We start from the raw sequence: 12,875 nt of genomic DNA, 5'->3' as shown, positions 1-12,875 counted from the left end.
GCTTGACGTATAATTAGATTATATTTTGAGGAGCATGAAAGGGTGGCTATTTAAATGCAACATAGAAGAAAGCGACACACTTTCCGTAATACAATATTAATTATTATCTTGCTATTACTGGTTGGCGGTGCAGCTTATGGGATGACACGTTATCGGAATATTAAAAGCTCGGTGAATAGTTCTTTTAAGGCAGCAGGATTGACTAAGGAACGTGATGTGAATGGTCAGTTGAAAGGTAAAAAACCGATATCGATTCTCTTACTGGGAACCGATACTGGTGCCTTGGGGCGGAGCTATAAAGGTCGAACGGATAGTATGATGGTGATTACTATTAACCCATCAACAAATAAGACAGCTATTACAAGTATTCCACGTGACACAGCTGTTAGTATTCCTGGATTCAAGGATGCTGCGCCATCTAAGATTAATGCGGCTTACGCTTGGGGACAAGCAAAGACAACTATAACAACAGTTCAGGACATGCTTAATGTTCCAGTTGATTTTTACGCATTAATCAACATGGGTGGTATGGAAAAAGTCATTGACAAAGTCGGCGGTGTTGATGTTACGCCGACGCTGAGTTTTAAGTATGAGGGAATTACCTTTACTAAGGGTGTCCAAACTCATATGAACGGGAAAAAAGCCTTAGCCTATTCTAGAATGCGTTACGATGATCCACAGGGGGACTATGGTCGGCAAACACGTCAGAGAACTGTTCTAATGGCTTTAGTTAAAAAGAGTGGTTCGATTTCGACGCTGCTAAACCAAAGCTTCATTAATTCATTGTCTAAGCAGGTTCAAACAGATTTGACTTTTGATGATTTAACGGCCATTGCAAAAGATTATCGGTCAGCTACTGGTACCATTAAGCAGACCCATTTGCAAGGAACGGGTAAGACAATTAATGGTCAAAGCTTGGAAGTGATGAAAAAGTCTGAGCTACAACGGGTCACAAACTTTATTCGGAATGGACTAAGTTTGTCTTATAAGAACACTGGGAAAATTGCATTAGCTTCTGCTTTTGAAACTAAGAAAGCATCATCTAGTTCCAGTGATTCGACTAGCACCTACACGGATTCATCAACCACTGATAATTCTGGTTATAGTAATGGTGGTGGGTACGGGTATTAGAATCATATTACTTAGTAAAAGTGGTGTCCACTCAGGTAATTTGGGTGGACACTTTAGTTGTAATGGTAACAATCGGAACACGATTTTCTATTATTTTTACAATCTAATATAGATACAACAGAGGAGGCGCCAGTCAATCGACTAGCATCTCCTCCATCGGTCCAGGTACTATTAACGTTTGGCAAGTAGTTCGGTAAGCACCTAGTAACTGACCATATTGAATTTTAGCCTAAGAAGAATGGCGTCCTCGGTTTTGCGGGTGCCATTTTTCTTTTCCTACATTTTGCGACCGCCATATACGTATAAGTTAGTAAATTAATTTACGACAAAAGAATAATGCTCTTTAGTGACTAAAAATCTATATTCATGTAACAATCGTATAGAGACAATTTAGAATACTAGTGTCTCGTAAGGGGAGGGATATTAGTGAACTTTCGGGGAGAGTCTAGCTTATTCATTACACTTCTGTTTGGGGTAACTGTCTTGGGGGTTAGTGATACTTTAGTAAAGCCTTTATCAGGTGGAACAGTAGTTGCTCAAGCTTCGACTACCGTTAATGCTCAAAGTCAGGGACTAAATGGCAATTTTAAGACAGCTAATAATAACGCATTGCAAAGTATATTAGATAAGTGGAATGGTGATAGTCTTACAATTAAAGTGCCTAAAGGAATATATCTATTTGACTCCGGAGCCATCAGGCTGCATTCAAATGTTACGTTTGAATTTGATAAGGGTGCTGTATTTCGTGTTACATCAGGTGACATGGTCAGCTTTGTTTATCCGAGCCCAAACGCAGGGTACAATGGTGGGATTAGTAATGTTAAATGGAAAGGAGCCACCTTTCAGGGGGACAACACTGCTAAGGGCCAAAGCTCGTTCACACAAAGCATTAATCACGCTACGAATGTGACGTTTAGTGGTTGTACCTTTTATGATGCCGAGGCGCCATATGGACACGATCTTGACATTGATGGTAGTCATGATATTCAAGTTACCAATTCAACTTTTGTTGGCTTCAATGGAATCCAAGATTTTAAAGAGGCTATTCAAATTGATTATTCAGACCCAATAGCAATGTCATATAGAAATCCTGGGGACAAATATGATGATCTTCCAACTTATAATGTGACGGTTAATAAAAATCGGTTTTTACCAATCTATAGTGTCTCTGGACAGATTAGTTCATATGCTCCAAATCCAATCGGAGAACATGCCGTTTATGATAATGGCAAAGCGGGGATTATTCATGATATTCATTTTACGAATAATACGGTCGTTGACCCTAAGCCCTTAACAGAAAACGGTGCGGGAAATATTCGGTTTATAGATGTTTACAATCTTTGGGTCACCAATAATAAATTCATTAATCGAAGGGGTGTAGTTTCTGGCAATTACATTTACTTAAATAATGTGTTGCCCAACTACAGAATGGCTAACCTGAATATTGAAAATAATATTTTCAAAAACGTGAATCCAACTACTCAGTATGTTTTCTTAAATAGTGTCGATTTAAGTGATCCAATGACAGACATTAATATTACTGGTAATAAAATTATTACTCGAAAGAGGAGGATACCTTTCGTTAAAGGGAACTTCGCCTTAAATCAAGATACTATTAAGATTGACAAAAATTATATTGGCGGAAGACACAGATAAAAGGACGATAGGTGTGCGATTAGGAGAAGATACAAGCTAATAGAGACATTGTCCTGACAAGTCCAAGCAGTAGCGGACAGTGTAAGTGAATTTAATAATTGGTTAGAAGGTATAAAAAGCAAAGAGCGTCCTCAAAAAATCGAGAGCGCTCTTTGTTTTTATGGGCTTGCTTACAGGACATATACGCCGGTTTCCCCCAAAATCCTCAATCGTGATTCTTCATATGAATTTTGGGCAAACTTAGGCCAATATTGTGGCGGCTAAGAACATAGTCACCATATTATCACACGATTTGATTTCACAGGGGAATTGACATACTGCCAGTAAGTCTTGTTTGCCATTATCATCCTCTTTACCAGTCCATCCAACCCATCACTTCTTATAATCCTTCTCCGGCCACGCCACCTCAACCTGCATCGCCGGCTTCGAGGCTATTTGCTGCCTATAGAACTCATCCGGGTCCGGGGCCAGCAGGAGGCCATCCGCCAGGGCGCTATCCGTGTTGGCGTAGATGTACAGGATGACCGAGCGTGGATTGATATCTGGTTTCTTGGTGCGGGGGATGTGGGCCAGCGTCAGTTGGAGCAGTTTCGTGGGTGCATTATAAGTCATGCTATAGACCAGCCTTCCCCACAACTGTTGCGGCCGGCCCGTTGCCAAGGGTTTACGCCGGTTCCTGATCAAAGGCCAGGGTCATGCTGCTATGGTGCTTGATGATGTCCCGGTAATAGGTATTCACGCTGGGACTCGTCACGAAGTCGTGGTACGTCATCGGCGTCACGTCCTGGTAGACGACAATTCGCTGCCGGTTGAGTTTCACCTCCAGCAGCTGGGCGCGGGGCAGATAGTGCAGCTGGTAATGGCGATGCGCATCGTACCTTTCCGCAAGTTCCATGTTTGCGGCCTCCTTTCGACTGATTCGCCTCAGAACATCAGCGACTGTCGTTTATCGAAATGGTCATCGTAGTAGTCGTCCACCCGCCGCGTCTTGGTGATGCCCATCGCCTCATCGTAGGGGACGTTGCTATAGACCTGATGCGCGTGGTCGGCCATCGTCAATTGGAGCACGTGCAACTGTTCATCATAGGTCATCGCAATCACGTAGACGCCGCAGGGGAGCGCGATTCGTTTGGCACTCGTCGCCCCGATTTCGCTGGTCGTCAGGTCAACGGTATTCAGATTGAGATGGTGGCGCTTCAGCAGCTTCATTTCATAGTAGTCGTCCGGGTGGCGGCTCTTCACGAAGTCGCGGTAAACCTTATGGCTGATGCGGCGAAAGACGACGATCTGCTGATGGTCGACCTGGACCTCCAGTAACTGCGCGCCGGATGTGTAGTGCACCCAATAGCGGCCATTCGCCAACGATTGTTCCTCAAGTTCTAGTGTACGGGTCATGAGCGGCGTTCCCTCCATTGGCGACCACGTGGCGGTCATTTGACGGCACAGCAGGCGTACTTGACCGTGATCGACTCTTTATAATATTCATCTGGGTCCAGCGCGTGCAGCAGTATCTCGATGGTTTCACGGGGGACGTTGGGGTACAGGAGCTGTCGTTTCTCGATGAAGTTGACCAGGAGTAGCGATTGGGCATTGTCATAGGCAATCGTCGCAATCAGGTGGCTCTTCGGCAGCGGCAACATTTCCGCAGCGTCACGTCCAATCTCGCTGAGATGTAGGCTGTTGAAGCGGATCTGGATGCAGCCGTGATGGGCGATGACGTTGTGGTAATAGAGTGCTGGATGTGCGGCGTCGATGAAGTGTTGGTAAGTGGCCCGGGTGACGTCCCGGTAGACGTAGATCTCGCCGGTGATCAAGTGGACCTCCAGCAGCCGCGCGAGATCGTCATAGTGCAGCTGAAAATGTTGACGGACGGCGTTATCTGGTAAATCAGTAATCTCCATGGGGAGACTTCCTTTCGTGAATCAGATTGGCGGGCAGCGATGAGCGGGGCTGAGAGGGAGGTAGCGGCTGGATGTGGCTGGCGCGGGTCCACGGGATGGCATGCGGAAAACGGCCAGAATCGCCGGATAAGCGTGCCAAACACAGTCGATGGACGGTGAGCGGTCAGTGGCAGCAGTGCCTCAGTCAGAAGGTCCCGGTGACACCGCGGCCCGCTAGACTCTGAGTCTAAGGCACCAGTAACTAGCCGCAGGGTTTAGGAACACGTTAACATTTAAAATAGTTGACGGCTAGAATTAGAGCGGATTGATGATAGTTGCGCGGGGACGGGTTACTAACTGTCCGTGGTTAAGCGGATATGGCGGGAGAGATGGTATACTTAGTCTCAATGCACTAAAGTTGGTGGTGCTGGTTGACGGCAATTGTTGGGTAATTATGATGAAGTTTTGGGTAGGGGGAATTCGGTTGATGGATTGCTCTTTTTTTCTGCAATCGTTTGGAAAATAGAATGGCTGTTCGCTAGGCGATAAGATTCGCACCTGCTATCTTTGATGAGGGAGACTAGGCGAGATGTTGCGGGAAGTATGCTATACTGAGCACACTCGTTGATAGGGTGAGCGGTCTTACTGAAAGATTTTTGGGGGAATGGGTATGACTGGACACTTTGGCAGACGGAGAAGGTACGTGAGATATAGAATGGGCTGGACACGCTGGGGGATTGTGGCGTTGATTGTCCTTTTTCTGGTGGGGTTAGTACTATTGGGGATGTACGTGGGGACTGACTGGAAGGTTGACTGGCCAGCGGCGATGGTGGTCTTGCAACCAATCGTTGCGGTCGCCACTTTAGTTGGGATTGTTGTGGCGCTGCTGCAGTTTCAGGTGACGATTCGTAGTCGGCGGAGTAGTTTGGCTGCAGCACGGTTTGATCATACGATTGAGGCTTATCGGTTCTTTCAGAATGATATTGCCAAGAATCTTGAGGATGCTGTAGTGAGTTATCGACAGGCTTTGGAAGATAGTGAATATCAATCATTTGTGGGGACTAGATACAGTGATTCTTTAGCTCTTGAGGCGATGAAAGATGTGAGCTTTGGGAGTTGTTTTAGAAAACTGAATATTTTAGAAAGCTATGTTTTTTACGATGAGATAAATAAGTATCAACTCTACAGTAGTGTTGGCGATGAAGTTTACGAGTTCAGCCAGATGGTTAACTTTGGGCTTGTAAAACAGTATTTTTTAAAGCAACGAGTCATGAATAATTATCTGTTCATATTAGAAGACGTTCAAGTCTATGTGGAGGAAAGGAAGAGAAAACATGGAAAATAAAAAGAAAGTTGATCACTTGCCATATGAAGTTAATGATGAAGATAAAGCATTCATTCTACACTATATAAATATGGAAGGTGGAAATGAGAGCTTTAAGAAGAAGTTGCTGACAAAATCGATTGACGAAATTAATGAAGAAAACGTTCAGTCGATTATCTACCAGATGAATCATGGCGAGACGCATATTTAAGCTCCCGCATGTCGCTGAAAAAATAAAGAGAGCAGCTCAACTATTTCTTGGAATGGCCGAGCTACTCTCTATTTGTCGCAATCGCTAAAGGGGAGCGATGTGCTTATGACAGGGCGCTCGTCGTGTTCGCTTTGGGCTTTACTACGTTAGACTTGATAATCCAAGCCTTGTGACTCACGTGGTCTTTGATTTGGTAGTAGGTGTGGGTCTTACCCTTAATCTTGATTCGTTCAACCTTGATCAGTATCCAAATCGACCGATGATCAGGGCTGAGAGCTGGGTACCGGCCGTGAGTGGCTAATTAGAGACTAAAATTCGAGTATAGATGTTGAGAGTGAGTTGAATTGGCTGATGTTGGTTGTTGGCGATAACGGAACGGGGAAGCTCTGTCTGTACGCAGTTTGTTTACTGTCCGAATGGTAGCGTTTAGGATTTAGTTGTTAAGTTTTAAAGCTAGCTTGGTGTAGCATAAGCGGTGCAAGTATGAAGCGGGGTTATGGGATACGATTGCTTGGTAGCGTGGGCCGATAGCCGAAAAGGACTGCGGTTAAGTACGCGAAAAATTGTCAGTAAATTTTGGGGTGACCTCATGAGTAGAATCAATGCTGATTTAGGACGACATGCTAAAATACAAATTGTATTAGCCGCCTGCCACAAGCTACTTAGAGGAAGTTTTAGAAGACTTTTTTTACGGAAGAGCGGTGGCGCCTTATTTGTTGGGAAACAGGTGACCGTTAAAAATGGCCAATTTATCGAAGTGGGTGCTAAGGTCAAATTTGAAGATTACGCAGAGATCCAGGGACTCTCAACTGACCTGCTAATATTTGGCGATTACGTGACCATCGGCAGAGCAACGCAGATTAGGCCAAGTAGCTATTACGGGGTCGGCCAAATCGGAAAGGGGTTTCGCATCGGCAGTCACAGCTCGATCGGGCCAAATTCTTATATTGGCTGTGCGGGCATGATCGAGATTGGCAACGATGTCCTCATTGGCCCCCACGTCACCATTATTGCGGAAAACCATAAATTCTCTGATTCTGCGGTAGATATTAAGTTTCAGGGCGTGGCACAAAAGGGGGTCACGATTGAAGACAACGTGTGGATCGGGGCGAATGTGACTATTTTAGATGGCGTGACGATTGGCTCGGGAGCCGTTATTGGTGCGACGACTTTGGTGACTAAAGACGTGCCGGCTAATACGATTTATATTAATAAGCGTAATGTACAAGTGAAAGCTAGGATATAGCAGTTGCTGTGGATGGGATGCCATTAGGCGAGATAGGCTCACTACACTTATACCTCGTGGCGATGATTGATGGGGATTTTGCATATATTGCGGTGTAATTTAGGGTAGGGGTAGTCCGGGTGATGGATTACTCTTTTTTTGCAATTGTTTAGACAGAATGGCTGTTCGCTAGGTGAGAAGATTTGCACATGCTATCTTTGATGAGGGAGACTAGACGAGGTGTTGCAGAAAAAATGCTATACTGAGCACACTCGTTGATAGGGTGAGCGGTCTTACTGAAAAGGTTTTCGGGGGAATGAGTATGACTAGACACTTTGGCAGACGGAGAAGGCACGTGAGATATGGAATGGGCTACGCTGGGGAAATGTGGCGTTGATTGTCCTTTCTCTGATGGGGGTCGTGCTATTGGGGATGTACGTGTGGACTGACTGGAAGTATGGAGAACGGAGAAAAGCAAAACATGGAAAATAAAAAGAGAATTGATCATTTACCTTATGAAGTCGATGATGAGAAAAGAGAAGCCATTTTAGACTACATCAATATGGATGGCGGAAATGAGAAGCTAAAGAAAAAAATGATGAAGTATTCGCCGGACCAGATTAATGAGGATAGTATTCAAGGGATTATCTACCAAATGAATCATGGCGAGACGCACATTTAGGCTCCCACATGCCGTGGAAAAATAAAGAGAGCAGTCCGACCATTTCTTGGGATGGCCGAGCTGCTCTCTATTTGTCGTAATTTCTAAAGGGGAGCGGTGTGCTTATGACTGGTGGTTCGTTGTGTTCGCCTTGATTTTGACCACGTAAGACTTGAGAATCCAAGCCTTGTGACCCGCGTGGTCCTTGATTTGGTAGTAGGTATGGGTCTTACCCTTGATCTTGATTCGTTCAACCTTGGTCAGCTTCCAAGTCGTTTGCTTGTGCTTCTTACTGGTGTGGCCTAGTAACTTTTGTAAATGAGCGTCCTTGAACCACTTTTTGTTGGTCTTCAGGCGGTAAACGTACTTGGTGTGAAGTTTCTTGGTTGAAACGATTTTTCCCTTAACCTTTTTAGCCTTATGTGGTTTGGCAGGGGTGTTAACTGCTTCAGCAGGTACGGCCGTATCCGTGGCAGGTTTAGCTGGTGTGGTCGGTTGTGGTTTGGCCGTTTCGCTAGGCGCTGGAGTTGGCTTTGGAGCTGGTTGTGGCGCTGGCGTAGGCTTAGGTGCCGGTGTTGGCGTCGTAGTACCCGTGTCATTTGACTTGTATGGCGTGTTTGTGCCATCGGTTGAAACTAAGTACATTTCACGGAGCTTTTCTTGTTGTGGACGGGAGAAACCAAGTACGTTGGTGATATAGCGGTTCATCGTAACGTAACGCGACTTGATTTCACGGTAGTATTCGTTCAGCCAGTCTTGCGTAACGGTCCGTCCCGTTTGGCGAGATTGCATGAAGTCGTTCATGATGGTCTTGTCATCCATCCCCAGGATAGACATGATCAGGACGGTCGCAATCCCAGTCCGGTCCTTACCCGATGAACAGTGGTAAAGGGTGGCGTGGTCATTGAGAAGCAGCATGTTTAAGAAGCGATTGTAACCGAGAATAGCTGATTGGTTAAATTCTAGTTGTTGAACGTAGAAGCCACCATCACCGCTAAATTTATCCGGATTTAAGGCAACACCGTCGGTAAAGGCGTATTCACCCAGAATGGACATTGCCGTGTAGTCGACACCGGCGATATGTTGATCAGGTAGGCCCTTAATTTGGCCATTGGTCCGGAAGTCAACAATTGACGTCACGTGGTGGTCGGCAAGAATTTGCTTATCGCCAATGTTGATCTTGTTCAAGTTATCCGAGCGGAGCAGACGGTTCTTCCGAATCTGCCATTTGCCATCGGCGGTCTTGTAGCCCCCAATGTCACGGGTGTTCTTGGTCCCGGTCATTTTAATCAGGGTGTCCTTGACGTCACCGTATTGGGCGATTTCTGCGGAATAGTCGGGGGTAGTCGGTGCAGTTTGTCGCTTATCTTTTTGGTCAGCAACCTTATTTTCAGTTACTATCGGTGTTTGGCCAGTTGTTGCTGCGGCTGCACTTGGAACGCCGACACTCATCAGTGATAGGACGACCCCAGCGAGGCTCAGTGATTTAACAATAGTTGATCGATGCATGTTACTCCTCCTAATTTTGAAAACATTTTTGATGCCTAAGTTAGCGTAACAAGCCAATGTAGTAGAATCGTAGATTTTGTGTACAGAGTTTGTAAAGCTGGTAAATGATGGTAGATGTTAAGTGAATGGCAGAGGGAGAAAAGCAGAATGGTGACGTGAAGAAAATTAGTGAGCAGTGCCGTACTTTGGAATGAGAATCTTAAATAGTTGTTGTAAAAGAAACGTAGGACTATAATGCAGTGTTACTGAACGAACTAATTAAAGGTGCTTGCAATGATGAAAATGAAGGATCTGTACCATGGAACTACGAAGCATAACGCTGATCACATCCGTCAGAACGGTTTTGATGCTATATATTTACCCAATTTTGGAACTATTAATATTGGTAAGGTTAAGAGAAAACCTGGGTCTTTAGGATATGGTCTGTACAGCTTTGTTGGTGATAGTCGGCTTGCGTTGAGGTTTGCACAAAATTTTGGTTCTGACGTAAAAGGCGTTGTTCATTTTAAAGTCAGTTTCTCAGGGGATTATTTGTTGGACTTAAATGATCCGGAAGATGTCATGTACTTCAATGAGTGGGTGAATGATGATAGGCGTTCAAAAACTTTGAAAAGGTTAAAAGATAAGTACTCTAACAGAGGTAATCAGAAATCGTTGGATGGCGCTATAATTGAAGCATATATTTGGGATATGAAGAAAAAGCGGTTATTGGACAAGGTTGATGCAATATCAATGACGACACATACTCATGTCAAGGGGGAGATACTTGATATGAGTGCAATTCCAAATGGAACAGAGTTTTGCGTGAGAAACTTGGATATGGTAAATGAGGGGTCTATAGAGGCCGTGTAAAGACCTTTACTTGTCTTGAAACCTTATGGTATCCTTACACAAAAGGAGGAGTTAGAATGGCTAAATACAATGGAACTTTAGAAGAAATTCTAGACAGTATTCATAATTTTACTGACTCCGATGACCAGAATCTTATAAACGTCTTCTCTCAAATGGGGTTTCCTTTAGATGAAGAGTATCAAATAATACGTTATGCAAGTGAAAGAACTGGCAATGATTTTGTCAATTTAAGTCATGCAAAGTTTGAGAATAGTCGGCTCATTGATAAGCTTGAGCTTGGGTCTAACGCTGATAAGGATAGTAGTGAAGCAGCTTAGCTTAGATATAGAAGGTACAGTGAAATGACGGAAAACATTGGTCCAGTGATTAGACTGAGTGGCTATAGAATTTTCAACTTGGAGTATAACTCATATTCAAGTCAAGAATTTAAAGATAAAATGGCCAAAGATGATATGCAAAATATTAAAATTGCAAGTTCGATGTCTTTTGAAAAGCGAATTGGCCAGATTAAGTTAACTACTAGTTTTTTTAATCAAGAAAATAATCAGATAGGAACAATAACAGTTTTAGGACAGTTTAGAATCAATGATGCTGTTACCGATGAAGAAAAAGCAAAGAATTATATTTTGCAGAACGGATCAGCTATGATATATCCCTATGTAAGAGCGATGGTTTCCATGATTACGGCGCTGGATAAGCCGGATGTAACTGTTATGCCAACTATGAATTTTTCAGAGGCGTTTGGAGATAACTAGATTATTTGATTATGATAAAAGGCTGGTTGAAGGGATGTTCGGATTCCCTTCAACCAGCCTTTTTGGACCCATGTTACGACTGGATTAAATGTCTTAATTAATATCCGCGCGCCGGGTCGACCACATTCTGGCTCAACTCGCCAGTCTCTTGCAGACTCTTCAAGTTATCCGCCAGGAAGCCAAAAATCGGCGCCGTATTCTCGGCCGCAAAGCCCGTCTGGTGTGGCGTGACCAATACGTTTGCCAGTTCCCACAGCTTCGAGTCCTTGGGTAGCGGCTCCGTATTGAACACGTCTAGCGCGGCATTCAGCACATTCTTATTGCGCAAGCCGTCGATCAACGCCTGTTCGTTTACCGACGTCCCGCGGCCAACGTTGACGAAGATGCGCACGCCATTCAGCTGGCTAAAGTAGGCCTCGTTGAAGTAGTCGACCGTTTCCGGTGTCGATGGCATTGCATTGATGATGACATCGGCATCTTTGATCAAGCCGGCGTCATCTTTCTGCGCCACCGTGCCCGCAAATCCGGCCACCGCCCGGCCCGAGCGGTTCACGCCATACGGGTAGTTGCCAAAGCCATTTAACAATTCAGCAATATCCTGGCTAATACTGCCAGTGCCATAGATGACGACCTTTTGACTCGCCAGCAACGCCAAATCATTACGCTCTGGTGGCTGCCAGAAGTGACCCGCCTGATTCTTCACCGCGTCATTGAAGCCCCGCAGAAAGTACAGCAGGTAGCCAATCGTCGATTCCGCAATTGCCGGGGAGTACACGCCAACTGCATTGCTCAGCTTGATGTCGTGACTCTTGATGTAGTCCAGCGGCAGATAGTCCACGCCGGCGCTCACCGTCTGAATCCATTTCACATCGTTATGCGGGTCCTGTAGCACGTTCAACCCGTGCTTTTGACTCCAGCCAAAGATGGCGGTAATGCCACTGGTCGCGGTCATCTTTTCAAATGGGACCACCTCGGCGCCTAAAGCTTCAATCTGTTTCGTTTGGTCCGGATTCAATGCCTGAAACGTTAAAATTCGTTCTGTCATCGTAAAACCTCCTCGAGCATTAAAGTTCAGTGACGATTCGTGGGGAAAGGGTGGGGCGACTACCGACCTCGTCTGCAGTGTAGTCGGTCGACCAGCCAAGACGTGGTAAAAATTCACCGGCTGGTTTGTTAACTGTCCGTTCAAATGGTCTGCCCGGCATAACCATGTGCACCCAATCGCACGGGCAATCGACTAATGACACCGATAATTAGTCAAGTCGCGGACTACCCATGACTTGGACAATCGTTAGCTGCCAGTGACGGTCACTGCTAAAGGCGCAACAATCGGCGCCGTTGACGCACTGTCATGCGCAATCGTTCACCAAGCATTTTTAGCTGGATATCGCCACCACGTTTTCCTTACTAATCGTATTAGCTTCATTTTAGCATGAGTTTACGAAATTACGGCCATAATTCATTAATCACAGTTTGGGATCGTTTTCAATGATTAGCACACATTTCAGAATCTGTTACGATAATTAACCAACAATCCCAGTAGAAATTTCTGATATAATCCATCAACTTTGACGATATTGGCGCCCAACCATTGAAACTTGACTTATCACTCGATATAATAGAACCAAGACAGCAATTATTTATTCACACACATAACGTTTGGGGAGGTTA

15 protein-coding genes are annotated in these 12,875 nt (G+C 44.9%); 9 read left to right on the top strand and 6 right to left on the bottom strand.

Features of this window, described 5'->3' with window-relative positions; all coding sequences use genetic code 11:
• The first annotated feature begins 54 nt into the window (after positions 1-54).
• Both JUF10_RS03130 and JUF10_RS03125 read left to right on the top strand, forming a co-directional pair.
• Positions 55-1,131, top strand: coding sequence for an LCP family protein (locus JUF10_RS03130; RefSeq protein ID WP_203640790.1), 1,077 nt, complete (start codon positions 55-57; stop codon positions 1,129-1,131).
• A 426-nt stretch (positions 1,132-1,557) separates the two neighbouring features.
• Positions 1,558-2,787 (top strand): glycoside hydrolase family protein, encoded by a 1,230-nt coding sequence (locus tag JUF10_RS03125; protein ID WP_203640789.1) that lies wholly within the window; start codon positions 1,558-1,560, stop codon positions 2,785-2,787.
• A 372-nt stretch (positions 2,788-3,159) separates the two neighbouring features.
• On the opposite strand, the gene JUF10_RS03120 is transcribed toward JUF10_RS03125, so the two are convergent.
• From JUF10_RS03120 to JUF10_RS03105, 4 genes are read right to left on the bottom strand one after another with little or no spacing between them, the layout of a single operon-like run.
• Complete coding sequence (locus JUF10_RS03120; protein WP_203640788.1) at positions 3,160-3,399, bottom strand: hypothetical protein; 240 nt, start codon at positions 3,397-3,399, stop codon at positions 3,160-3,162.
• A gap of 52 nt (positions 3,400-3,451) precedes the next feature.
• Positions 3,452-3,682, bottom strand: a complete 231-nt coding sequence (locus tag JUF10_RS03115; protein WP_203640787.1) for a KTSC domain-containing protein — start codon at positions 3,680-3,682, stop codon at positions 3,452-3,454.
• Between the two features lie 29 nt (positions 3,683-3,711).
• Entirely contained in the window at positions 3,712-4,182 is a 471-nt protein-coding gene (locus tag JUF10_RS03110; protein WP_203640786.1) for a hypothetical protein, read from the bottom strand.
• Between the two features lie 35 nt (positions 4,183-4,217).
• Positions 4,218-4,688 carry a KTSC domain-containing protein gene (locus JUF10_RS03105; RefSeq protein ID WP_203640785.1) on the bottom strand — a complete coding sequence of 157 codons (471 nt, stop codon included), beginning with the start codon at positions 4,686-4,688 and terminating at the stop codon, positions 4,218-4,220.
• Between the two features lie 694 nt (positions 4,689-5,382).
• On the opposite strand from JUF10_RS03105, the gene JUF10_RS03100 reads away from it, so the two are divergent.
• From JUF10_RS03100 to JUF10_RS03085, 4 genes are all read left to right on the top strand, one after another.
• On the top strand, positions 5,383-6,012 hold the full coding sequence (locus JUF10_RS03100) for a hypothetical protein (RefSeq protein WP_203640784.1): 630 nt from the start codon (positions 5,383-5,385) through the stop codon (positions 6,010-6,012).
• Positions 6,002-6,202, top strand: a complete 201-nt coding sequence (locus JUF10_RS03095; protein WP_203640783.1) for a hypothetical protein — start codon at positions 6,002-6,004, stop codon at positions 6,200-6,202. The genes JUF10_RS03100 and JUF10_RS03095 overlap by 11 nt, the downstream gene beginning before the upstream one ends.
• Before the next feature lie 589 nt (positions 6,203-6,791).
• A complete protein-coding gene (locus JUF10_RS03090) occupies positions 6,792-7,448 on the top strand; it encodes an acyltransferase (protein WP_203640782.1) in 657 nt (218 codons plus the stop codon).
• A gap of 460 nt (positions 7,449-7,908) precedes the next feature.
• Positions 7,909-8,109, top strand: a complete 201-nt coding sequence (locus tag JUF10_RS03085; RefSeq protein WP_203640781.1) for a hypothetical protein — start codon at positions 7,909-7,911, stop codon at positions 8,107-8,109.
• Positions 8,110-8,211: 102 nt separating this feature from the next.
• Here JUF10_RS03085 and JUF10_RS14190 read toward each other — a convergent pair whose 3' ends face one another.
• The gene (locus JUF10_RS14190) at positions 8,212-9,597 is read right to left on the bottom strand and encodes a tyrosine-protein phosphatase (protein WP_203640780.1); all 1,386 of its coding nucleotides are present in this window, start codon (positions 9,595-9,597) and stop codon (positions 8,212-8,214) included.
• 276 nt (positions 9,598-9,873) lie between these two features.
• Between JUF10_RS14190 and JUF10_RS03075 the strand changes: the two genes are divergently transcribed.
• The 3 genes from JUF10_RS03075 to JUF10_RS03065 are packed head-to-tail and all read left to right on the top strand — an operon-like array spanning position 9,874 to position 11,204.
• Entirely contained in the window at positions 9,874-10,449 is a 576-nt protein-coding gene (locus tag JUF10_RS03075) for a hypothetical protein (RefSeq protein WP_203640779.1), read from the top strand.
• A 56-nt stretch (positions 10,450-10,505) separates the two neighbouring features.
• The gene (locus JUF10_RS03070) at positions 10,506-10,766 is read left to right on the top strand and encodes a hypothetical protein (RefSeq protein ID WP_203640778.1); all 261 of its coding nucleotides are present in this window, start codon (positions 10,506-10,508) and stop codon (positions 10,764-10,766) included.
• Positions 10,767-10,790: 24 nt separating this feature from the next.
• Entirely contained in the window at positions 10,791-11,204 is a 414-nt protein-coding gene (locus tag JUF10_RS03065; protein WP_203640777.1) for a protein-export chaperone SecB, read from the top strand.
• Between the two features lie 97 nt (positions 11,205-11,301).
• Here the strand turns inward: JUF10_RS03065 and JUF10_RS03060 are convergent, their stop codons facing one another.
• Positions 11,302-12,249 (bottom strand): NAD(P)-dependent oxidoreductase, encoded by a 948-nt coding sequence (locus JUF10_RS03060; protein WP_203640776.1) that lies wholly within the window; start codon positions 12,247-12,249, stop codon positions 11,302-11,304.
• Positions 12,250-12,875: the final 626 nt, after the last annotated feature.

Origin of the sequence: Levilactobacillus andaensis, from assembly GCF_016861695.1 — a bacterium.
GTDB lineage: Bacteria > Bacillota > Bacilli > Lactobacillales > Lactobacillaceae > Levilactobacillus > Levilactobacillus andaensis.
Note: the sequence above shows the minus strand (reverse complement) of the source record. Positions and strands in the feature narration are given on the sequence as shown.

Bases quoted from the DNA above. Each gene is read 5' to 3' on its own strand.
- JUF10_RS03120 (WP_203640788.1), bottom strand. From the start codon at position 3,399: ATGACTTATAATGCACCCACGAAACTGCTCCAACTGACGCTGGCCCAC.
- JUF10_RS03065 (WP_203640777.1), top strand. From the start codon at position 10,791: ATGACGGAAAACATTGGTCCAGTGATTAGACTGAGTGGCTATAGAATT.
- JUF10_RS03115 (WP_203640787.1), bottom strand. From the start codon at position 3,682: ATGGAACTTGCGGAAAGGTACGATGCGCATCGCCATTACCAGCTGCAC.
- JUF10_RS03090 (WP_203640782.1), top strand. From the start codon at position 6,792: ATGAGTAGAATCAATGCTGATTTAGGACGACATGCTAAAATACAAATT.
- JUF10_RS03100 (WP_203640784.1), top strand. From the start codon at position 5,383: ATGGGCTGGACACGCTGGGGGATTGTGGCGTTGATTGTCCTTTTTCTG.
- JUF10_RS03085 (WP_203640781.1), top strand. From the start codon at position 7,909: ATGGAAAATAAAAAGAGAATTGATCATTTACCTTATGAAGTCGATGAT.
- JUF10_RS03105 (WP_203640785.1), bottom strand. From the start codon at position 4,688: ATGGAGATTACTGATTTACCAGATAACGCCGTCCGTCAACATTTTCAG.
- JUF10_RS03070 (WP_203640778.1), top strand. From the start codon at position 10,506: ATGGCTAAATACAATGGAACTTTAGAAGAAATTCTAGACAGTATTCAT.
- JUF10_RS03075 (WP_203640779.1), top strand. From the start codon at position 9,874: ATGAAAATGAAGGATCTGTACCATGGAACTACGAAGCATAACGCTGAT.
- JUF10_RS03130 (WP_203640790.1), top strand. From the start codon at position 55: ATGCAACATAGAAGAAAGCGACACACTTTCCGTAATACAATATTAATT.
- JUF10_RS03095 (WP_203640783.1), top strand. From the start codon at position 6,002: ATGGAAAATAAAAAGAAAGTTGATCACTTGCCATATGAAGTTAATGAT.
- JUF10_RS03060 (WP_203640776.1), bottom strand. From the start codon at position 12,249: ATGACAGAACGAATTTTAACGTTTCAGGCATTGAATCCGGACCAAACG.
- JUF10_RS03110 (WP_203640786.1), bottom strand. From the start codon at position 4,182: ATGACCCGTACACTAGAACTTGAGGAACAATCGTTGGCGAATGGCCGC.
- JUF10_RS14190 (WP_203640780.1), bottom strand. From the start codon at position 9,597: ATGCATCGATCAACTATTGTTAAATCACTGAGCCTCGCTGGGGTCGTC.